This window comes from Liquorilactobacillus nagelii DSM 13675, from assembly GCF_019444005.1.
In the GTDB taxonomy this organism is placed as follows: domain Bacteria; phylum Bacillota; class Bacilli; order Lactobacillales; family Lactobacillaceae; genus Liquorilactobacillus; species Liquorilactobacillus nagelii.
Window position 1 is genome coordinate 1,913,764 of sequence record NZ_CP049304.1, and the last position, 21,558, is coordinate 1,935,321.

The following is a 21,558-nucleotide window of genomic DNA, read 5'->3' on the forward strand; positions in this document are numbered from 1 at the left end:
AAATATTAATCTTTTTCAGCAATTATTTAGTAAAGCTCTTCAATTTTTCTAATCAGTTATATGAACAAATTTTTTGCAATAATCGCTGGACACTTGCAGCATAACTGCTGCCAAATTTATTCAAATGAACCATTAAATAGTACAATTGATAAAAATCCAACCGCTGGTGATATCCTGAATTCAATGGCAATACTTGTTGATATCCAGTATAAAACTCATTTGTAAAGCCGCCAAAAACAGTTGATACTCCTAAGTCAAATTCGCGATCTCCGTATAAAGCAGCTGGATCAATTAATGCTGGCCGACCATCTGTTAAGAAAACAAAATTTCCTGCCCAAAGATCACCATGCAGTAAAACCGGCTGAGATTGATGCTGCTCTAAAGTGGTCATGATTATTTTTCGTGCCACGTTATACAACTGCTCTTCTGGATTACCCCACAACCGATCATGCTCCAATTGCCATGCCAACTTATCTAACCGTCGCTGAACAAAAAGTTCAATCCAACTTGCTGTCCAAGAATTATCAAAAGATATACTCGTTCCGACATACGGGTAATCATACCCAAATTTACCATTAGGACTTAGGGTTTGATGAAGTTTAGCCACTAATTCACCTAGTTGAAATTGATTACCAGTTCGCTGGGTTGCTAAAAAGTCCAACAATAAATAAGCATCCCCTTGAATTCTCCCGCTAGCCAAGACGCGCGGTGCTAAAATTCCAGCTTGTTGAAAATCTCGCAAACCGGCTATTTCACCTTGATAGAAACTTTGTGGTTGCTGTGGTTGAACTAATAAAAAATAATCCTTACTACTAGTAGTTAGCCGATATGCCTGATTAACATCGCCCCCACCTACTCGCTGACAGGAGACTATTTTTTTAATTGGTAATTTGCTTAACCATTTTCCATCCATGAGATCGCTTCCTTTTTGATGAAACTACTATTTATTTCATTAAATTCAAACTAATCAATTGCAATTAAAAAAGTTACGGATATATAATAAGTGCGTACCAATTAAATACTATGTGCGGACCAGTTAAGGAGGAACAAATTTTTATGGCATACAAAACAATTAATCCATATAATAATGAATTAATCAAAGAATATCCTAACGCTACCGATGCTGAAATTTCAAATGCTTTAGCTCTAGGAGACAAACTTTATCATCAGTGGAAAAAAGAACCTGTCAGTTCACGTCAGACTAAGCTTCATGAAATTGCTGATTTAATGCGGCAAAAAAGTGAAGAATTAGCCAAGGTCTTAACTGTTGAAATGGGTAAATTAATTGGTGAAGCTCGTGGAGAAGTTGAACTTTGTGCTTTGATTGCCGATTATTTTGCTGACCACAGTGAGACCGGCTTACAGCCAACAACGATCAAAACTTCAGCCGGCAATGCTCAAGTTGTTAATGAGGCCGTTGGTGTTTTGATGATGGTTGAACCATGGAACTTTCCTTATTACCAAATCATGCGAGTCTTTGCACCGAACTTTATGATTGGTAATCCAATGGTATTGAAACATTCTTCCAACACTCCAACTTCAGCCGTTGAGTTTGAAAAAATTATTAAAGAAGCTGGCGCTCCTGATGGCAGTTTAACCAACCTATTCTTAAGTCATGATCAAGTTGACCAAGTTATCGCTGATCCACGGATTCAAGGTGTGGCTTTAACCGGTTCTGAACGTGGTGGTAGCTCAGTTGCTCAAGCAGCTGGTAAATACTTGAAAAAATCTTCAATGGAATTAGGTGGCAGCGATGCTTTTGTCGTCTTAGGTGATGCTGACCTTGACCAAGTTATCAAGACAGCAGCACGGGCACGAGCTTATAACGCTGGACAAGTTTGCACTTCTTCCAAACGTTTTATCGTTGCTGATAATTTATATGATGAATTCTTGAAACGCTTAGCCGCTGAGTTTGCTAAATTAAAACCCGGCGATCCATTAGATGAAAAAACAACTTTGGCACCATTATCTTCAGCTAAGGCAAAACAGACTCTGCAAAAACAAGTTGATGATGCAGTTACTGCTGGTGCTAAAGTTTATTTTGGCAATCAACCAATTAATTTGTCCGGCCAATTTTTCCAACCAACAATTTTAACTGATATTAAACATGATAATCCAGCTTTCTATCAAGAAATGTTTGGTCCAGTTGCTCAAGTTTACCGTGTAAGCTCCGAGTCAGCTGCGATTGAATTAGCCAACGATTCTCATTATGGTTTAGGTGGAATTGTCTTTAGCGGCGATGCAGCTCATGGTAAAAAAGTTGCTGAACAAATCGAAACCGGTATGGTTTTCGTTAATAGTCCATTATATACCTTACCAGAATTGCCATTTGGCGGCATCAAGCGTTCTGGCTACGGCCGTGAAATGAGCAGCATTGGTTTGAAAGCTTTCGTCAATGAAAAGCTGATTGTAACTAATGATCACCCTGACTTTGAAAATGTGAATGGTGGTTTATTCTAAAACTAAAAATTATCAATTGAAAAACAGCATTGCAAGTCGTAATTGCAATGCTGTTTTTTTCTTGCTTGAACTTTTTTAAACAAAATCTTGGTAGCTAATCAATTTGAAGCATATAATAACAATATCTAATTGATTGGGGATGGTTTTTTGCTGGCAAAACTCAACTTGAAAAAACTACCAGAATGGCAACGTAACTTAGCTGTTTTATGGTTAGGTTGCTTCGTAGCCGGGGTGGGGTTCAGCGAAATTGCTCCCTTCCTATCACTTTACGTCGAACAATTAGGCAGCTTTGACAAAAGCACTCTTTCACTGTATAGCGGGATTACTTATGCTGTGACTTTTTTTGTTGTAGCAGTCGTTTCGCCTTTATGGGGAAAATTAGCTGATCGACGTGGCCGCAAGTTAATGCTGCTGCGCTCTTCACTAGGACTGGCAATTGTGATTGGTGCTTGTGGATTTGTTCATCAAGTCTGGACTTTAATTTTGCTGCGATTCCTTCAGGGATTATGTGCTGGTTATATTCCAAACGCAACGGCTTTAATTGCAACTGAAACCCCTAAAGCTAAAAGTGGCTCTGCTCTGGGAATCCTAACAACGGGCTATGTTTCAGGAAATTTGATTGGACCAATTATCGGTGGTGTTTTAGCACAAGTCTTTTCAATTCGTATGACTTTTGTTCTAACTGGCGGCCTACTGCTGATAGTCTTTTTTCTTAGTTGGTTTGGAGTTCACGAAGATTTCAAACCAGCGGCTGTTCCTAAAACCCAGCATCAACCTTCATTATTACAACAAGTTGCTGATCCACGAACTATTATTGTTCTATTATTTTCAACAATGATTATTCAAATGGGCAACAATTCAATTACTCCAATTATCAGTTTGTTTGTCAAAGAACTAATGCATGGAGTCGGGCCCATTACAATTGCTGCTGGTGTAATTGCTGCTTTGCCTGGAATTTCCACCTTAATTTCGGCCCCCCGGCTGGGTGCTTGGGGGGATGAACATGGCCCAGGCAAAGTATTGTTATTTGGTTTTTTATTTGCCATCGTAATGTATATTCCACAAGGGTTAGTAACAAGCGTCTGGCTTCTTGGCATATTACGTTTCATGATTGGAATCTCTGATGGAGCTCTTTTTCCAACCGTTCAAACCTTGTTAGCTAAAGGTACTCCACAGCATTTAACCGGAAGTATCTTCAGCTGGAACCAATCATTTCAAGCACTTGGCAGCATGCTAGGTTCCTTATTAGGTGGACTTGTCTCAAACTGGTTTGATTATAATGGTGTTTTTAGTTTCACCGCCTTGTCCTTGACACTAAACTTATTGTTAATTCTTTGGCTAATCCCCGCTTTAAGGCCCAAGTTTCAGCATTAATTGCGGAGTTTAATAATTTCTTGATAATTTTAAAAGAATTCCAAGTTTAACATCACACTTTATTCACATTTATCCAGTAAAGTAATCCTTGTAACCTGATAAAACTTTTCATTTCTTTCCCTTTGATTTTTCGCTAAGATCTCCCCCCAAGCAGATCTTAGCGCTAGTCATATTACAGAAACTCCCCCCAGTTTCTGCAGTTACAGTTGCGGATAAAATTTCAATTTTATCCGCAACTTTTTTTATATTTGAATACTTTCTTGTTATAATAGTTGTAGAGCTATTAGCACTTTGCTAGATTCGGAGTTTACCTATAATTGACTGTAAAACCATTAATAGTATAATGAAACTAGCTAATCTTTCCGGAAATGCAAATATAAGGAGTAAGTTAAATGACAGCATCCATCAAAATCCTAACTGATTCTTCGGTACAATTAACTGCCGCGGAAATCAAAAAATATCAGATTGAAATTGTGCCGCTTTCTGTTGAAATCGACGGCCAAAGCTTTGTTGACGGCGAAAACATTTCACGACCTGAGTTAATTGATAATTTGCGGGCTGGAAAATATCCTAAAACTAGTCAACCACCTTTAGGACGTTTTGTCGAAGCTTATGATCGGTTGGGAGCTGATGGAAGCGAAGTTATCGCAATTGTTTTGTCTGATGTTCTAAGCGGTACTTTTACAACTGCTCAAACTGCAGCTACAATGAGTAATACCAAAGTTACTGTTATTAACAGCAAGTCAACTGATCGTGGGCAGGCTTTCCAAGTCTTAGCTGCCGCTCAGGATGCGCAAGCCGGTAAAACAGTAGCAGAGATTCAACAACATTGCCAAGAAGTTCATCAACGAACCCGTATTAATGTTTTGATTGATAATCTTGATTGTTTAGTTAAGGGTGGCCGACTGAGTCGCTTTGCCGGGGCAATCACTAAACTAATTAACTTAAAAGTAATTGTGCAGTTGAACGAAAATAGCCTAGATGTTGTCGTTAAAGGCCGTAGCCGCAAAACTTTTGTTAAGTTCTGCGAAGGACTTGCTGAGCGACATCAAAATAACCCGATTCAGGATCTTTCGTTATCAAATGTTGGTACTGATCCTGAATTCCTAGAACGTTTAAAAAACCTGATCTTGCCAACAGCTAATCAGACTAACTACTTGGCTGAATTGACTAGCCCAATTATTATGACTCATACTGGCTTGAATGCTGTCGGTGTGATTACTCTTTCAGAAAAACCTGATGTAGACTAACTGAAATAACTAAAGGGAGCAAATCGTTAATTACGATTTGCTCCTTTAGTTAAATTTTATTATTTTGCACCAGTTATTTGATTAAAGTAAAGTGCCCATACGTGTTATAGATTTAATATAAAAAAGATGAATAAAAGTTTCCAACCCTGTTATATCTAAAAATGAGCGCCCAAAGCATTTGATTGTGATTAACACCGCACCTGGATTTATTATCTTATCATAACACTTGCTGGCTAACCTTTTTTAGACCAAATCAATTAAAAATATATTTTTTTATACTTTAATTTTTAACTTCCAGGTGCCGTCGACCTACTAACCAAATTAAAAATAAAGCTAATAACGCTTCAATTACAATCAAGACTCCTCGATTTGCCAAAGCAGATCCGCCAAGATAAACCCCAACAATCACCGCGACAACAACTAAAGTAATCATTATTACCCACTGGCCACGACTAAAGGCTTGACCATATTTGTTTTCACGACGAGTTATTAGTGGCAGAATAGCCCCCAAACCGATTAAAACAGTTATCGCAACAATATTAATGATCAATTCATACCACCAAGTAGAACTAAATTCAGTCACATCCTGTGGGGCAATTCCAAAAGCAGTCGCGATCGCTGTCACTGCTAAAGCCCAAAAGCCAACTAACCAAGCTAATTTGTCATTTTTAATAAAAACGTAGCTTGAAGGATACTTAACTGGGTTTTTACGCACACGCATAAAAGCATAAAAGATCCAGCAAGTTACTCCCGGCGAAATAATTCCGTTTAAATTCAATAACCAATTAAAAATATCATTCATATCTGGTAGAAAAATTCCCAGCAACAAAATAAATCCCGATAAAACACAGGTCAGCAAGTAGCCATTAACTGGTAAACCGGCTGCATTAGTTTTGCGTAAGAACTTGGGCATATAATGCTCTCCGGTATCTGAAATCAGCATTCGTGTCATTGCATCTAGTAACACAGCTAATAAAGCAATCAAATAAAAGACTTCTGTCCACGCAAATAAGTACATAAACAAATTACCGACATGGTATTGCTGACCAAGGGCTTGGAAAGCATAGTACGAACCGTTCATTTTCAAATCATTGGGCAAATGGTGGGCATTAAAGAAAATTCCCAATGAAAACGAACCAAAAATTGTTAAAAAGGCGGTCATTCCAACCAACATCAGCATTGATTTAGGAAACTCAGTTTGCGGCTTCTTCATCTTCGTAACAAATGGTGCAATTAGCTCACAACCATTAACTGCATAAATCAGCAATCCTACTGTGGTCAGATACTTCAAATCAAATTTAGGTATGATCGCTCCTAAATTCATTGGTTGGGTTGCGATATGACCACCAAGCGCTAATGAAGAAATTGACATAATTACAAATAAAACGGTCATTCCAAACATTGCAATTCCGCCAATCATACTCAATAACTCTAATGATCGCTTAAAGCGTGATTGAACTAAAATGAAAACAGCAAAAGTCAGTAACGTCCATAAAGCAAACTGACTGTTGGAAATTGCATCCTGAAACTTACTACTGCCAGTAATCGCCCAACCAATACCAACAACAACCGAATTAGCTGTATCAACTACATACGGAATGGATGCTGCCCAGTAAGTCCAAGCAGTAAAGTAACCTAAGAACTCACCATTTGTTCCGCGGATCCAAGAACTCAAACCACCGCCTTCATGATTAAAAATCGAACCCAGTTGTCCAACCATTAAAGAGTAGGGAATTACATATAAGAACAACATCAAAATCCAAGAAGTAATTACACCCATTCCTTGATTCTTAAAATTATAAATTAAATCATCAAAACCAATGACTGTTACAAAACACATTAATGCCAATATCGGCCAACTGATATAATGCTTGGTTTCTACAGTTGATAAATCATTCATTTTTTCACCTCAAAGATTTATTTTTTTGCATATTAAATAAATCTTTTTCCGGTGGCTTTTCGACTTTTTTATTTCTCAGGTGAAATTGATCTAATTTAGTTAATTGCTCATAAAAAGTCCCGATCAACTCCACTAGCGAAAATCGCCAACTAGTAAAACTCGTTAAACAGTTTTTCAACCATATTGAAAAAAACGTTCTTAATTTTTTAAAATTAAGAGCGTACCACGATCTAACTCGTTTCCAATCGTTTAACCGATTCACTTTTTCCTCCGTTAATCTACTAACCAATATCTCTTTACAAATTCTTAAGTAAATATTCACATAAAATTCACAAGTGTCGTTTAAAATATCAAGATGTAACCTGATATTAAACAATTTTTCATTTACTCCCCCTATGGTAAATGAATCTCTCCGAACTTTTAAAAGTTCGGAGTTTTTTTGTGCTAATTGTTATTCTTGTAACACTTTGATTTTATTACGCTGCCAATCACTCAAATCAGCAAAAGCACTTAGAAAAAGAATATTAAATGACAATTCCAACAAATGTTGATCAATGACTGAACTAAGAATCACTAACAATAAAGCAATCGTGAAAGAATGCAACTGTAACTGCTCATAGCGTTTGAATAAATACCATATAAAATACAACAGTACTACAAAGCAAAAGAATCCTAACATCATTAAAACTCGAATAAATGAAACATCAATAAAAAAATAATCAAAAGCTCCGTGATGTACTCCACCATTACCAACTTGAGGAATTATTTGACCAAACAAGGTCACGTTATAACGTTTGAAAGCCTCATGACCATAAGTTAATCTACCCGACAAAGCTTTATTTGCTAATCGTAAAATTGGATTAGTTGAATGATATAAATATGCCAAGACGATGTTCATCATAATAAAAGCAAATGTTAACACTGATATGCGCTGATAATTCAAAAAAGAAATGAAACGAAACACCTGAGATTTAACAGCAACCAAAATAATCAATAATAACATTAAAATAAAATCGACACGTGTGTCAGTTACAAAATACATTGTAAAGGTTAATGCAATTGCCCCGATATATTCTGGCAAGTTAAATTTAAAATCTCGATATAACGCATAGGTTACTAACAAATAAAAAGCTCTAGCTGCAAAATCAGTCGGGTAAATCATTCCTAAAGCTAAACGAATTGTCGCTTCATCATGCCGTCCAATTGTCAAACTTGTAATCCACCCCGCCCAAGCAGCTATCAAAGTAATTATAATCATACTGGTTTCTAAGTATAAAAACATTTTCAAAATTTTTTTGAAAGGAACATTTTTTGCGCCCATCACAAACACAAAATAATAAAAGAAACTTGGGTCCATTGAACGCTGGTAGACACCCCAAAAGAGTAAGCCAAACAATAAAATAATTATGGCTTTCTCCCAATTCCAGCGATCAACCACAAATATTTTAACGGCAACCAATGCACTAGCTAATTCAGCAATATTGGCCAATAACTCTTTTGAAACATAGACGCTGAACATTGTCCCACCAATAAAGTTGCTAATCAAATATGCGGCTAATGCCAACAAATAAACCATTTCCGCAATTTGCGGCCAATTGTATTTAGTTTCTAGTCTTTCTGCAAGACTATTCTTTTTTAAAAATTTCACCATTCAATAACTCCACCTTAATTAGAAAATCTTTGAATTATAGTTCAATCCAATTCTTTTTCAACCGTTACTAAAGCTGCACCAATCACTTGATCCATATTATAGTAACGATATTGTCCTAATCGACCACCGAAAATGATATTATCGGCTTTTGCATCGGCCAACTCTTTGTATTTTTTGTATAAAGCATTATTAGCGGAGTTATTGACTGGATAATACGGTTCATCCCCGCGATGCCAAGTTTTAGGATACTCACGGGTAATAATTGTTTTGTTCTTATCGCCTTTACCAAACTCAAAATGTTTGTGCTCAATAATTCGAGTAAAAGGCGTTTTGGCATCGGTATAGTTCACGACTGCATTTCCTTGGAAATTATCTTGGTCAAGTTCTTCGGTTTCAAACTTCAAACTGCGGTATTCCAGTTCACCATAACAGTAATCAAAATACTGATCAATCATCCCGGTAAACACTACTTTATCATAATTTTTAAGATACTCATCCTGATTGTTAAAGAAGTCGATGCCAGTCTCAACCGTGATTAAATCACTACTCAGCATCTTCTCAACAATTTGAGTATAACCGCCAATCGGAATTCCTTGATAAGGATCATTAAAATAGTTATTATCATAGGTCAAACGCACCGGCAGGCGACGAATGATAAACGCTGGTAAATCTTTAGCTGAGCGACCCCACTGTTTTTCAGTATAGCCCTTAATTAGTTTTTGATAAATATCAGTACCAACCAGTGAAATGGCTTGTTCTTCTAGATTTTCTGGCTTTTTCCCCTGTAAAACAGCTCGCTGTTCATCAATTTTAGCCAAAGCTTCTTGCGGCGTAACTACTCCCCAAAGTTTATTGAAAGTATTCATATTAAATGGTAAGTTATAAATTTCACCAAGATAGTTTGCAATGGGTGTATTGGTATACCGATTAAAGTCAGCAAACTGATGAACATAATCCCAAATTTTTTTATTAGCTGTATGGAAGATGTGTGCTCCATATTGATGAACTTGAATTCCAGCAACTTCCTTAGTGTAAATATTACCGGCAATATGATTTCTTTTTTCAATTACCTTTACTTGATTGCCACGTTTAGCTGCCTCATAAGCAAAAGTTGCGCCAAACAGGCCAGCACCTACTACTAAATATTTTTTCATTTTTTCACCTCATTATAAAATTTAGGAGTTCAACCTGCTGGTTAAAATCCTTTCCCACCTAAAATAAAAAATGTATCCGATAAAATTCTCCGACCTGTTGTTCCTTGATGCGGCAGATATCGCTTGACAAATTGCATTCGCTTTAATTTTGAACCATTTAATGCTTGATATACGGCCAATAACGACTGTTTAGATTGTCCATCATCAAGGTCATCAATAAACAGCCGATAGAGTTGGTTAATTTGTCTAACTGGCAATGATTTTATCGGCCAACTTTTATCAGACCATTTGCGCTGTAAATTTGCTATTTTCTTGTTCAACTTACTAGAACGCAAAACTGCAAAAAAATCTTGTCCACCATATTGATTATTACCATGTTGCCGGTATTTAATCAGTGGCTCATTCACAAAAGCTATTTTTCCTAGTAATGCAGCTACTAAAGCTAGCCAATGATCATGCAAAAAAACATCTTTTAAATCAGCTCGACATGCATACTTTTTTAAATTGTTATCAACCATAACCGTGCAACCAGTTATATTATTAAAAAAAACAATTGACAATAAATCATGCGGACGTTGTTCCAACGATGGAGCGTGCAATAAGTTTAGTTTCCGATCCACAATCAATTTATTAGTATGTACTAAAAGAGGTGTAGCAGAATCATTTTGTTTTCTTAATTCTAACATAGCTGTTAGTGTAGCAGTTATTTTTGTTGGCAACCATACGTCATCTTGATCGCAAAACATATAAAAGTCTGCTTGGATATTTCGAAAAAGTTCAAAAAAAGAACCGACCACACCGAGGTTTTCTCCATGCTTTCTCTGATATAAATGGACTCGTTCATCATTTTGTTGATACTTTTTAATAATCTTTAAAGTGTCATCCGTTGAACCATCATCGCGAATATATAGATTCCAATCTTGATCTGTTTGCTGTTGAATTGACTCAAGTTGCAACGGTAAATATTCTTGACCATTATAAGTTGACATTAAAATTGCAATTTTCATTTGCTCTCCTTCTCACTACTGTACAAATCTAGTAAAGCCGCTGTGGTCCTTTCAAGTGTAAAACCTTTCTTACTCAAATAAGCTACTGCTCGAGAACTCTCAACTTTTTTATTTTGCTTTTTCTTACTCAGTTCTTTCATCTGGTTTGCCCAATTCTGGACAGCTACGGTTGACGTTATCTCTAATGGATGAACATTCTTCATCTCAAATAACTCTGGAGATTGGTTTTTTGAGACAATTGCTTGAGTTCCATTAGCCAAATTTTCGAGTAATGATAAAGATAAGCCCTCATATAGCGAAGGAAAAGCAAAAATATCAAAAGCATTTTGCATTTCTGCCACATTCTCAACATAACCTGTAAAAATAACATTATCAGTCAACTTATAAGCGGCTGTCTGACGCTTTATTTCTTCAAGGTTCTCGCCATCTCCAATCAGAACTAAAAAAGAATCCGGATGTTGTTGGTGAAATTGATTATAAGCTGCTAGCAAAAACTGATGATTCTTTTGACGCAAAAATCGACCACAATGTCCAATAACTATTGAGTTTTCTGAAATTCCGTATTTTTTTCTGAACCGCTGAGCAGCAGTACTCATATACAGGTACTTTTTCAATAAAATTCCGTTATAAATAAACTTAAAATTTGACTGGGTTTGTAATTTCCTGGAATAGAAAAAATCAGCTGCATATTGCGAACACGCAATAAAATCAGTTCCATCATGCGCGGCTACTTTCATTCCTAAGTGGTGGGCCAGCTTTTTTAATTTGCCATATTGTCCTCGTTGATCTGAGTGTGAGTGAATGATAATTCGTCGATATCCAATATGCTTAGCCAGCATAATCGGCAAGAAGTTGTGCAACGAGTCCAAATGAAGATGAATGGTTTTGCTGTATTTCAAATTTAACTTTAAAGCTCGCTTAAGTTCTGTGAAATGCTGAAAGGGTCCTTTTTTCAACTGCTTAATCTCGGTGTAATTTCCAATTTGTTTTAAATCACGCGCTGGTTTAGCATTAGCAATATTGATAAAACGAAAACTCCAGCCAAGACCTGTCAACCGCTGATAATTTCTTTTTACAAAAGTTGTAATTCCATTATTTGCGTTAAAACTGCCTAAAACTACTATTGTTTGGTCATTCATATTTTTCCCTCACAAACCTGCTAATTTCTAGTTCCAGCTGTTTGTTGCATTAAATTACGAATAGCTTTTTTTATGAAAGAACCATTTCTCAACAACTTACCAATTTTTAGAGCATTTTGCTTATACGATTGATATTGCTGCTGATCAATTTTCGTTAGTACTTGGTCAAGTTCATTCAAATCCGCAACTGCTAAACCAACTTGATTAACTTCAATAAATTTTGCAGCAGCTGCCTTTTTCCAAACAATTACTGGAATTCCGCTACTGAGATAAAGTGATGTTTTATGTGGCATATTATATTTCATGTATTCACCAAAATCACCATCACACCTAGTTAACGAATCTCCATTCCAAACTAAACCAAAATTAGTTTTTAAGTACTTTGGTAATTGATCTGCTGGATAAATTCCTTGATAATTAATATTCTTAGGATAAACGGATGCTTGATTAGGACCAAAAAGATCCAAACGGCTGGCCTTTAAATTTATCCTCTGTAAAAAACCAGCACCCTTTAAATTACCAGCAAAACAAATTGATTGGTCATAAAAAAATGATTCTTGTTCAGCATTTGGATTAAGATAATCAAAAATTCCCAGTTCTTCTAAAGGAACCGTTACCCCATTTTCTTGTAACCACTGATGCATTGCTGCATTGTGAACAACCATGCCGTCGGTACTATTAAAGATTGCTAGTTCTTTTTTTTGATAACTTGAATCTCCCTTATAAGCCCGCAAACTTTCGATGTCATGAACAATAAAATAAATTTTTGCTTTCGTATATTTTCTAATAGCTCGAATAAATCGCTGAGTTAAAAAGATTGAATAGATTGGATATTGGAAAACTAGGTTATCAATTTTTTTGCCACGAAAAACTTTATTTAAACCAATCAATGCATATAATAACTTTTTAACTTTGTTTCGTGAAAGTTCTAAGTTTAATGGCTCGAATCCCTCTTTAATCAAGATCTTTTCAATATCATTTTTAGCTTTAGGTCCGGCATCCTTGTTATCCTTATTAACAATTGATGACATAATAACATTTTTCATTGATTTCTCCTATGTTTATACTGTTACGACTGTTTTATTCCAACATTATGCTTGTCACGATCATTTTTCTTTGGTGGCTGCATGTAATCACCATAAAGTTGTTTTAAATACTCATCGTAAAAAAACGTTCCTGTAAATTGTGTATCTTCAAATGCATACTTTTTCAATCGATCATAAAACTTTCGAGGGAACATTTCATTTAGTTTATATGCTCCCATAAAGTTGACTGCATAAGGGCAATCCTGGTAACGATATTTGCGTAAATCCCGATCTAAAAGTTGCATCATTTTTAATTCTTTCAGAAATTTATCTGATCGAATTAACCGTCCAAATTTAATAACAACTTTTTCAAAAGAAGTTCGATTTGGGTTGTTTAAAGCAACACCATTTGATAACTGTGATAATTTTAATAACGCTCGATCAATCATTAACTTTGTACCATGAATTTTTCGAACAAATTTATTTGCGGGCATTCCATCCAACGGGAAAATATCAATCCATGGGTAGATGATTTCTTTACTCGCAACATTATTATTAACTAATTCAATACTTTGATCAATAACTTTTGCTGGATAGTCATGATTGCTATTAAAACGAAAATCCAACAACTTAAGATTGTCGTCTTTTAGATTCAAAACTAATTGGCAAAAGCGATCATAGTCATTACGCGACATGCCAAAATCGATATCATCATCCCACGGAATAAAGCCATGGTGACGAATAGCCCCTAACATAGTTCCACCAAGCATAATATATTTAATTTGATTCTGGTCGCAAATAGCAATGATTTTCTTAGCTAAGTTTAATTCAATTTGTTGCAATTTCTTTATATCTTTTTGACTATGCATAATTACACCTTAATCTCCTAATAAAACTTACTTAACAACTATCCGATACTGTTTTCAATAGCGGTCCTTACATAACCATACAATATATCACTACTTCAAACACTCTAAATTTCAACATAAATGGCGAAAGCAATAAAATTGCCTCCGCCATTTATTCCACCGTTACTAATTCTACAACCTGACTAACTTTCAGTTATTAAATTTCAATTTTTAAAAACTAAAAGACAAAGGGCTGCTTTTAATACCTAATCACTAGTGCCTTTAATTTTCCGGTAAATAAAACTAGCAATTTTTTTAATCCAGTGCTGATTGCCCATAAACATTACGGGTACTTCAACATATTTAATTTGGTTTTTCTCAATCCAAACATCTAACAAAATTTCACCGACAAAACCATAAATTCGTTTTTCATAGTCAGTATAACTACTGATATCTACCCGTTTTTCAATTTCAGGTAAGATTTGAAATAGCCATTCTGTATAATTATCAAATAAATCAGCTCGCGCAATCAACATATTAAACATATGTACTGCCCTTTTCTGAACCATCTTATCAAAAGCTGGTAAATATTCTGGACACTTTTCTGAAATGACCTGCCGAGCAAGTTGCAGGCCTTCAATATGATGAACATGTTCATAATGTGACCATGATGTTTCAATATAGTAATTGCGTTTCCGTGGCAAAATCATTGGCGCTTTTTTTAGTAACTTTTCCAATGTTTCCGAGGTCATAATATCCGCAAATTTTCCAGCGTAAGATTTAAAGAAATTTCGTTTACCATTGGAAAAATAACGCCGATAGTGGACTAGCCCCTTTACGTCAGCTGTTCGATTTTTCCATGCCCAATATTGAGCGGTCAATTCACAATAATTAGGATTCTTTACAGCAATATTATCACCAGTATTATCACGGACAAAACCAGTGAACTTTTCGTCAGCTGTCCCAACTTGGATTGGAACATACATTCGATCTTGTGGCAGTTTGACTAATTTGTGACTAACGATATAAACCTCAGCTTTCAAGGTCAAACCTACTTTCCTATTTAATAAGCACCTTCACCCTTAAAAATGCTCATAACGTTTTTTAACAAAATTTTTGTGTCAAATAAAAAAGATGCATGATCAACATAATATAATTCATAGTTACATCTTTCCGGGTAGTTAATATTGCTTCGCCCGGAGGCCTGCCAATATCCCATTGCACCTGGTGTTACTGACAAGAACTTATCAACCCGCTTCCCGTATTCCTGCAATTCCTCTTGAATTATCGGTCGGGGTCCAATCAATGTCATGTCACCCTTTAAGATGTTAATAAATTGTGGTAGTTCATCAATTGAGGTTTTTCGCAAAAACTTTCCTAGTTTCGTTATCCGTGGGTCAATTTCCGGTGGAAGTTTATAACTATTTTCAACATACTTTTGATATAGTTCCGGATTGTGGTGTAATTTTTTTTCAGCTCCAACGACCATTGATCTAAATTTATAAATAAAGAACTTCTGCCCGCCTTTTCCAACCCGTTCCTGTTTATAAAAAAGTGGTCCACGGTTCTCACCAAAGCTGTAAACTATTAATAATAACAAGAACAATGGAATCATGCAGGTCAGTGCAATCAAGGCAATGATGATGTCAATTACTCTTTTGACGAATAGATATAATTTCTTGTCTGCCGTCCTGTTTTCTTGACTCATTTTTTTCTCCTGTAAAAACTCTTAAAATACCACCTTATAGCTTAATAATGATGGACGTACATAAGATGTATTATAATACCATTCTTTTTATTTAGCAATTATCTGCCCAAGTTGTTGTCATCAAGTACGCATCTTTCAATAAAATTAAAAAAAGCTGATTTTTAACCAGCTTTTCTCTTTCTCATTAATTATTTTACAACCACTCCTTGTCGTTCAACTTTCAACTGAAGTAATTCTCCATTCAAATCACTGTTCGCGACCAGGTCTATAAATCGTTGCCTATGGTTTGAATCAATCACTGTCATTGTCGTCGGACCTGCTCCACTTAAATAGGTAGCAATTGCTCCAGCTTGATGCCCCAAATCTCTTAAAGCAGCTAAATGCGGCACTAACTTTGCACGGTATCGCTCATGAAATTGATCTAGCTCCATCAAATAACCAGCCTGCTCTAAATCTCCGGCAAACAAAGCAGCCACCAAAGTATTACCAATGCTACTGGCCTCGACTGCTTTTTTAAAAACCAGCTTTTCAGGCAACACAGACCGACTAGCTGAAGTTAATAACTCAGTCGGGGGAATAAAAGCCATCAAAGCTACTTCAGGAAAATGTCCCTTTAAGCTAAAAACCCGTTGATCAGGTGTATAAGTTGATATCGTCAAATCACCCAAAATTGCCGGTGCAACATTGTCCGGATGACCTTCAATTTTAGTCGCTAATTGTAGTTTCTCCCGATTGTCGAGATTTAAATTTGCTAATCGATTCGCTAATTCAAGTCCGGCAATAATTGCTGATGAACTGCTGCCAAGCCCACGTGCCAACGGAATCTCAGAGATCACCTTTAAATAATGTGGCTTTATATTAGGCGCAATCTGCAGTGCCGTTTTAACAATTAGGTTACGATCATCAGTTGGCACATCATCTCCCAACTGATGATCAACTTGCCAAACACTTTGAGCTTCGCCGACTTCGACCGTTAAATACTTAGAAACAGCAATTCCAATTGAATCAAAACCCGGTCCAAGATTAGCACTTGTAGCTGGAACAATTATCTTAAAACCCATATTTTCTCACCTTTATTCCGGTAAAACTTTATAAGCCGCAACAACCTCGACATCTTTCAAAGCTCCAAAAGCTGCCACTACTTGATTACGTTGTGCTTCAGACATTTGATGAGTAGTCATCACAATTCGAGCATGCTGATCGTCCAGTTCACTTTGAATGATTAAATGAAAACTTGCCTGTGCTTCACTCATTGCTTGGGTAATTTTCAACATTTGACCTGGCTGATCTTTAACTTTCAGTGAAAAATAATATGAATAACAAACATCAGCTGGACGAGCCTGCTTTAAATCACGCTGGAAGTCGTTGAAACGACTTCCAGTCGTTTTCAAGACAATATCCTTAGTTACTGCAATAATATCACTTAAAACACTATTAGCCGTTGGCAGTTCGCCAGCTCCTGGACCATAAAACATTGTTTCACCAACAGCCGCTCCGGTAACCAAAACAGCATTGTTTTCATTTTGGACTGCGGCTAGTGGCTGATCCTTAGGTACTAATACTGGACCAACCGAAACATCAACCTGATCCTCAATCAGTTTAGCAATTCCTAATAACTTTATATTGTAGCCTAGTTCTTTCGCCTGCTGAATGTCAGCTAATTTAACATCACTAATTCCACCAATTTTTAACTGCTTCATCGAAATATTCATACCGAAAGCAAACTGCGTCAAAATTACCATTTTATAAGCTGCATCGATACCCTCGACATCATTTGTCGGGTCTGGTTCTGCAAAGCCTAAATTTTGGGCAGCTTTGAGAGCGGCCGCAAATGAAACTTGTTGTTGACTCATTTGAGTCAAAATATAATTAGTGGTTCCATTAACAATACCTTTTACCTCAACAATCCGATCAGCTGCAAACGAGTTGACAATTGTCCGCAAAATTGGAATTCCACCTGCTACACTGGCTTCATAAAATAAATCACAGCCATTTTCACGAGCTAATTCTGCTAATTCAGCACCGTAAGTAGCAATTAAATCCTTGTTAGCTGTTATAATATGTTTTCCTGCTCGAAGCAACTGTTCAACATATTTTTTAGCAGTATCAACTGTCCCCATTACTTCAACAACCACTTCAATCTCTGGATCATGCAATACTTTTTCAAATTGATCAGTTAATTCAATACCCGCCAGATCAACATTGCGCTGTTTTGTTAAATTGTGTACAACTATCGTCTTAATTTCCAATTGACAGCCGGTAATACTGGAAATCTTCGCCTGATGATCCCGCAAAAGCCGAACCACACCGCTACCAACTGTCCCCAAACCCAGAACCCCAATCTTTATGACCCGCATAGTTTCCTCCAAAGGTAAATTATTTTTTGTTGTCATTATTCTATCATATATTTCTTATTTTTTTACGCTTGAAATAAATTTTAATTAACTTTTGACAAACTTAATCTTTCAAATTGTAAGTGATAATAGCCTTAATTTTATTTTTATGGTATTCTTCCTAGTAAGATAAAAATTAAAAAATAATAAGGAGATTTCATTTGTCATGGAAATACTTTACCAAAGCACCCGTGATCCTCTTGCTAAAAAAGTTACTGCTTCCCAAGCAATTTTACAAGGTTTAAGCCCAGATGGAGGATTATATGTGCCTACACAAATTCCAATTATTGAAACTCCTCTCATTGAGTTAGCCAAATTATCATATCAAGAATTGGCATTTAAAATCTTAAAACCTTATTTAAATGATTTTTCGACCCAAGAGTTGCAAACTTGTCTAGCAGCAGCTTACGGAAATAATTTTGACAATCCAGCCATTGCACCTTTAACCGAACATGCAGGGGCCTTTTATCTAGAACTTTTTCACGGGCCAACTATTGCCTTTAAGGATCTAGCATTGCAACTACTTCCACAACTGATGATAACTACAGCTCACAAAAATCAGTTAGAAAAAGAAATTGTAATTTTAACCGCCACTTCTGGTGATACTGGCAAAGCTGCTATGGCTGGCTTTGCTGACGTACCCGGAACAAAAATCATTGTTTTTTATCCTAAAAACGGTGTTAGTCCAGTCCAAGAAAAACAAATGTTAACCCAAACTGGCAATAACACTTTCGTTTTAGGAATTGACGGAAACTTCGATCAAGCACAAACCAATGTTAAAAAGATTTTTAATGATCAGTCCTTTAAACAACAATTAGATCTAAATGGCTATCAATTCTCATCAGCTAATTCAATTAATATTGGTCGGTTGCTGCCGCAAATCGTTTATTATTTCTATGCCTATAGTCAGCTTTTGACTGCTGGTAAAATAAAAGCTGGTGATAAAATCAACTTTAGCGTCCCAACCGGCAACTTTGGGGATATTTTAGCTGGTTATTATGCTAAACAAATGGGTCTTCCAATTAAAAAATTAATTTGTGCATCCAATAAAAACCACGTTTTAACTGATTTTTTCAATAGTGGAACCTATGACCGAAAACGACCATTTTATGTAACTTCTTCTCCTTCAATGGATATTTTAGTTTCTAGCAATCTAGAACGATTGCTTTACTACTTGAGTGACAAGAACTCTGAGACAACCCGCCACTTAATGGAACAATTACAAGAAGATGGTCGTTACCAGATCACCGCTGCTATGCAAGCAAAACTAGCTGACTTTGCCGCCGGTTTTGCTGATGAACAACAAACTGCTACTGAAATCAAACGCATATTTAAAATTGATGCAACGGCTGTTGATCCACATACAGCCGTTGCATCAAACGTAGCACAACCCTGGTTAACTACTGCTCCAACTGTTATTATCGCGACTGCCAGTCCATACAAATTTCCTCAAGTAGTTTGGTCTGCTTTGACTGACTCTGCTGCTTCTAAAGGAACTCAAAAAACGCTGGCTCAATTAAAAAATTTAATCAAGGTTCCTTATCCGCCTGCAATTGAAATGCTGTTAACTACTACCAGTCGGGCAAAACAAACGCTGGCTCCTGAAAAAATGAAGTCGGCAATTGAAAATATTCTTTTCGATGACTAAGTCAATAATATTTTTTAATTCAAACAAGTGCGATCAAAGATCTTTTATGTTATATTATATTACATAGAAATGCTTGGAGGGACGTTTAATGGATGAAATTGATTTGAAAATTGTTTCTACTTTACAAAAAGATGCTCGAATCTCATTAAAAAAATTAGCTGATATTTGCTTTATTTCCGCTCCAGCAGTTTCAACTCGCTTAACTCATTTAGAAGAGCGCGGAATTATCACTAATTATCAAACACAGATTGATTACAAAGTCCTAGGCTATCCAATCAAGGCTTATGTCAGCTTACGGTTGTCCCCTAAAGACAAAGACGCATTTTATCCTTATATCAAATCTGTCGGAAACGTTATTTCTTGTGACTGTGTAACTGGCAGCTATTCACAAATTATAACTTGCTATTTTAAAACAACTAAAGCACTAGATAATTTTATAAATGATATCCAAAGATTCGGCGAAACTAAAACCCAAATTGTCTTCTCAACCAGTGTCGATACTCGCCCCTTAGAGTTAACGCCTAACGAAAATTCTTTTTAAATTTATAATATCCTAACCAAAAAGACTTATGATCAAAAACAACATTTGCTGCTTTGATCATAAGTCTTTTTGATGTTGGTTTGTAATTAATCAAATAGCATTATTGAACACAATCATTATTTACGTGCAAACAATGCATACTGGGGTCTATACTTTCTGATATTGGTGGAACATAAAAGCCAATATCAGTTTTTTTATTTTATACGTTAAAGGACATGGCATCCTATGTTACGATTTAAGTGTCTAAACCCAATCGAAAGAAGGAAAAACCATGTCCCAATTAGATTCTATCGCACGCTTACTCGAAATAAAAGACTCAAATATCAATTTCTTTAAAGTTGAAGACCTTAGAACTGTTAGATCTGGCGTTGTGTATCATTTCAAAGTGATCCATGCTCGCCTTAGTTATCAGTTTTCTCGTTGCCCTCACTGTGGTTTTGCATCGCTGATTAAAAATGGTACTACTTTGACCAAACTCCGTTTGCCGACACTCAATGGCCCAATGATTTTATTGTATCTGCGAAAACAACGTTATTTTTGTAAATCTTGTCAGACTACTTGTGGTGCCAACACTCCAATCGTTGAAAAAAATCATTCTCTTACCAGGGGTCTCAAATCTGCTGTTGTTAAATTAGCCAAACAATCACTCCCTGTTACGACGATTGCCAAACTAGTCGGGATCTCTCCTAGTTCAGTTACACGGATTTTATATCATGATTTTCAAAGACCTCAGCGCCTAGCCAAACTTCCTGAACATCTTTGTTTTGATGAATTCAAATCAGTTGCCAGATCGTATTCATTTATTGCTATCGCTGCTAAAAAACACAATTTGATCTCAATTCTTGATGATCGCTTGTCTAAAAACATTTGTGTTTACTTTGAAAATCGCTATTCTCTAGAAGAACGTTCAGCTGTCAAATCGGTTGTCATTGATTTAAATGCCAATTACCAGCTTTTCATCAAACGACTTTTCCCGCATGCTAAAATCATTATTGATCGCTTTCACATTGTTCAATTGGTAAATCGGGCTTTCGATCAGCTTAGGGTTACAATTTTAAAGCAACAAAGCGATAAGCATAGCCGGATTTACAAAGCTTTAAAAATCAATTGGCGTTTGTTTCATCAAGATACTGAAAAAATCAATCGTTCAAAAACACAATACTTCAGAGGGCTTAACGAATATATGACGCAACAGAACCTGATTGATTTAGGGCTTAGTACTAATTCAAAGCTTAAATATACCTATGAAACAGCTCACCAAATCCAAGAAGCAATTAAAAAACAAGATTCAAAAAAGCTCAGACAAGTTCTAACTAATTACCAAAAACAACAATCTCCAATGTACCTATCGAAGGAATCAATCGTAAAATCAAAGTACTTAAACGGATCTGTTACGGATTCAAAAATATGGATCATTTTTATGCCAGAATTCTTTTAATTGTAAAATAAAGAAGCCCCCC

The 21,558-nt window shown here is 36.1% G+C and carries 17 protein-coding genes and 1 pseudogene; 6 read left to right on the plus strand and 12 right to left on the minus strand.

The window, feature by feature from the left end:
• Positions 1-52: 52 nt before the first annotated feature.
• Entirely contained in the window at positions 53-913 is an 861-nt protein-coding gene (locus G6O73_RS09680) for a fructosamine kinase family protein (RefSeq protein ID WP_057886527.1), read from the minus strand.
• 143 nt (positions 914-1,056) lie between these two features.
• Here G6O73_RS09680 and G6O73_RS09685 point away from each other — a divergent pair, with 143 nt between their 5' ends.
• From G6O73_RS09685 to G6O73_RS09695, 3 genes are all read left to right on the plus strand, one after another.
• Positions 1,057-2,460: an NAD-dependent succinate-semialdehyde dehydrogenase gene (locus tag G6O73_RS09685; RefSeq protein WP_057886526.1), complete on the plus strand. Its 1,404-nt coding sequence runs from the start codon at positions 1,057-1,059 to the stop codon at positions 2,458-2,460.
• 150 nt (positions 2,461-2,610) lie between these two features.
• Entirely contained in the window at positions 2,611-3,834 is a 1,224-nt protein-coding gene (locus G6O73_RS09690; RefSeq protein WP_228956618.1) for an MFS transporter, read from the plus strand.
• A gap of 392 nt (positions 3,835-4,226) precedes the next feature.
• On the plus strand, positions 4,227-5,084 hold the full coding sequence (locus tag G6O73_RS09695) for a DegV family protein (RefSeq protein ID WP_057886525.1): 858 nt from the start codon (positions 4,227-4,229) through the stop codon (positions 5,082-5,084).
• Between the two features lie 280 nt (positions 5,085-5,364).
• Here G6O73_RS09695 and G6O73_RS09700 read toward each other — a convergent pair whose 3' ends face one another.
• The 11 genes from G6O73_RS09700 to G6O73_RS09750 form a co-directional block, all read right to left on the minus strand.
• Entirely contained in the window at positions 5,365-6,984 is a 1,620-nt protein-coding gene (locus tag G6O73_RS09700; RefSeq protein WP_057886524.1) for an APC family permease, read from the minus strand.
• Positions 6,985-7,435: 451 nt separating this feature from the next.
• Positions 7,436-8,635 (minus strand): hypothetical protein, encoded by a 1,200-nt coding sequence (locus G6O73_RS09705; protein WP_057886522.1) that lies wholly within the window; start codon positions 8,633-8,635, stop codon positions 7,436-7,438.
• A 41-nt stretch (positions 8,636-8,676) separates the two neighbouring features.
• Positions 8,677-9,789, minus strand: a complete 1,113-nt coding sequence (gene glf, locus G6O73_RS09710) for a UDP-galactopyranose mutase (protein ID WP_219935172.1) — start codon at positions 9,787-9,789, stop codon at positions 8,677-8,679.
• 41 nt (positions 9,790-9,830) lie between these two features.
• Entirely contained in the window at positions 9,831-10,796 is a 966-nt protein-coding gene (locus tag G6O73_RS09715; protein WP_057885713.1) for a glycosyltransferase family 2 protein, read from the minus strand.
• Positions 10,793-11,935: a glycosyltransferase gene (locus G6O73_RS09720; RefSeq protein WP_057885714.1), complete on the minus strand. Its 1,143-nt coding sequence runs from the start codon at positions 11,933-11,935 to the stop codon at positions 10,793-10,795. The genes G6O73_RS09715 and G6O73_RS09720 overlap by 4 nt, the downstream gene beginning before the upstream one ends.
• A 20-nt stretch (positions 11,936-11,955) precedes the next feature.
• The gene (locus G6O73_RS09725; protein ID WP_057885715.1) at positions 11,956-12,981 is read right to left on the minus strand and encodes a glycosyltransferase; all 1,026 of its coding nucleotides are present in this window, start codon (positions 12,979-12,981) and stop codon (positions 11,956-11,958) included.
• A gap of 23 nt (positions 12,982-13,004) precedes the next feature.
• Positions 13,005-13,829: a LicD family protein gene (locus tag G6O73_RS09730; RefSeq protein WP_057885716.1), complete on the minus strand. Its 825-nt coding sequence runs from the start codon at positions 13,827-13,829 to the stop codon at positions 13,005-13,007.
• A 245-nt stretch (positions 13,830-14,074) separates the two neighbouring features.
• Positions 14,075-14,851 carry a DUF4422 domain-containing protein gene (locus tag G6O73_RS09735; RefSeq protein ID WP_083478489.1) on the minus strand — a complete coding sequence of 259 codons (777 nt, stop codon included), beginning with the start codon at positions 14,849-14,851 and terminating at the stop codon, positions 14,075-14,077.
• 20 nt (positions 14,852-14,871) lie between these two features.
• A complete protein-coding gene (locus G6O73_RS09740) occupies positions 14,872-15,516 on the minus strand; it encodes a sugar transferase (protein WP_057885717.1) in 645 nt (214 codons plus the stop codon).
• Positions 15,517-15,704: 188 nt separating this feature from the next.
• On the minus strand, positions 15,705-16,577 hold the full coding sequence (gene thrB / locus G6O73_RS09745) for a homoserine kinase (protein WP_057885718.1): 873 nt from the start codon (positions 16,575-16,577) through the stop codon (positions 15,705-15,707).
• Positions 16,578-16,589: 12 nt separating this feature from the next.
• Complete coding sequence (locus tag G6O73_RS09750) at positions 16,590-17,873, minus strand: homoserine dehydrogenase (RefSeq protein WP_057885719.1); 1,284 nt, start codon at positions 17,871-17,873, stop codon at positions 16,590-16,592.
• 202 nt (positions 17,874-18,075) lie between these two features.
• On the opposite strand from G6O73_RS09750, the gene thrC reads away from it, so the two are divergent.
• The 3 genes and pseudogenes from thrC (at position 18,076) to G6O73_RS09765 (ending at position 21,547) form a co-directional block, all read left to right on the plus strand.
• Positions 18,076-19,557 (plus strand): threonine synthase, encoded by a 1,482-nt coding sequence (gene thrC / locus G6O73_RS09755; protein WP_057885720.1) that lies wholly within the window; start codon positions 18,076-18,078, stop codon positions 19,555-19,557.
• A gap of 88 nt (positions 19,558-19,645) precedes the next feature.
• Positions 19,646-20,098, plus strand: a complete 453-nt coding sequence (locus G6O73_RS09760; protein ID WP_057885721.1) for an Lrp/AsnC family transcriptional regulator — start codon at positions 19,646-19,648, stop codon at positions 20,096-20,098.
• A gap of 271 nt (positions 20,099-20,369) precedes the next feature.
• Positions 20,370-21,547, plus strand: a pseudogene (locus G6O73_RS09765) (ISL3 family transposase).
• Positions 21,548-21,558: the final 11 nt, after the last annotated feature.

Excerpts from the sequence above, each read along its gene's own strand:
- thrC (WP_057885720.1), top strand. The coding sequence starts at position 18,076 with ATGGAAATACTTTACCAAAGCACCCGTGATCCTCTTGCTAAAAAAGTT.
- G6O73_RS09695 (WP_057886525.1), top strand. The coding sequence starts at position 4,227 with ATGACAGCATCCATCAAAATCCTAACTGATTCTTCGGTACAATTAACT.
- G6O73_RS09730 (WP_057885716.1), bottom strand. The coding sequence starts at position 13,829 with ATGCATAGTCAAAAAGATATAAAGAAATTGCAACAAATTGAATTAAAC.
- G6O73_RS09740 (WP_057885717.1), bottom strand. The coding sequence starts at position 15,516 with ATGAGTCAAGAAAACAGGACGGCAGACAAGAAATTATATCTATTCGTC.
- G6O73_RS09760 (WP_057885721.1), top strand. The coding sequence starts at position 19,646 with ATGGATGAAATTGATTTGAAAATTGTTTCTACTTTACAAAAAGATGCT.
- G6O73_RS09725 (WP_057885715.1), bottom strand. The coding sequence starts at position 12,981 with ATGAAAAATGTTATTATGTCATCAATTGTTAATAAGGATAACAAGGAT.
- G6O73_RS09680 (WP_057886527.1), bottom strand. The coding sequence starts at position 913 with ATGGATGGAAAATGGTTAAGCAAATTACCAATTAAAAAAATAGTCTCC.
- G6O73_RS09720 (WP_057885714.1), bottom strand. The coding sequence starts at position 11,935 with ATGAATGACCAAACAATAGTAGTTTTAGGCAGTTTTAACGCAAATAAT.
- G6O73_RS09715 (WP_057885713.1), bottom strand. The coding sequence starts at position 10,796 with ATGAAAATTGCAATTTTAATGTCAACTTATAATGGTCAAGAATATTTA.
- G6O73_RS09685 (WP_057886526.1), top strand. The coding sequence starts at position 1,057 with ATGGCATACAAAACAATTAATCCATATAATAATGAATTAATCAAAGAA.
- G6O73_RS09750 (WP_057885719.1), bottom strand. The coding sequence starts at position 17,873 with ATGCGGGTCATAAAGATTGGGGTTCTGGGTTTGGGGACAGTTGGTAGC.
- G6O73_RS09700 (WP_057886524.1), bottom strand. The coding sequence starts at position 6,984 with ATGAATGATTTATCAACTGTAGAAACCAAGCATTATATCAGTTGGCCG.
- thrB (WP_057885718.1), bottom strand. The coding sequence starts at position 16,577 with ATGGGTTTTAAGATAATTGTTCCAGCTACAAGTGCTAATCTTGGACCG.
- glf (WP_219935172.1), bottom strand. The coding sequence starts at position 9,789 with ATGAAAAAATATTTAGTAGTAGGTGCTGGCCTGTTTGGCGCAACTTTT.
- G6O73_RS09705 (WP_057886522.1), bottom strand. The coding sequence starts at position 8,635 with ATGGTGAAATTTTTAAAAAAGAATAGTCTTGCAGAAAGACTAGAAACT.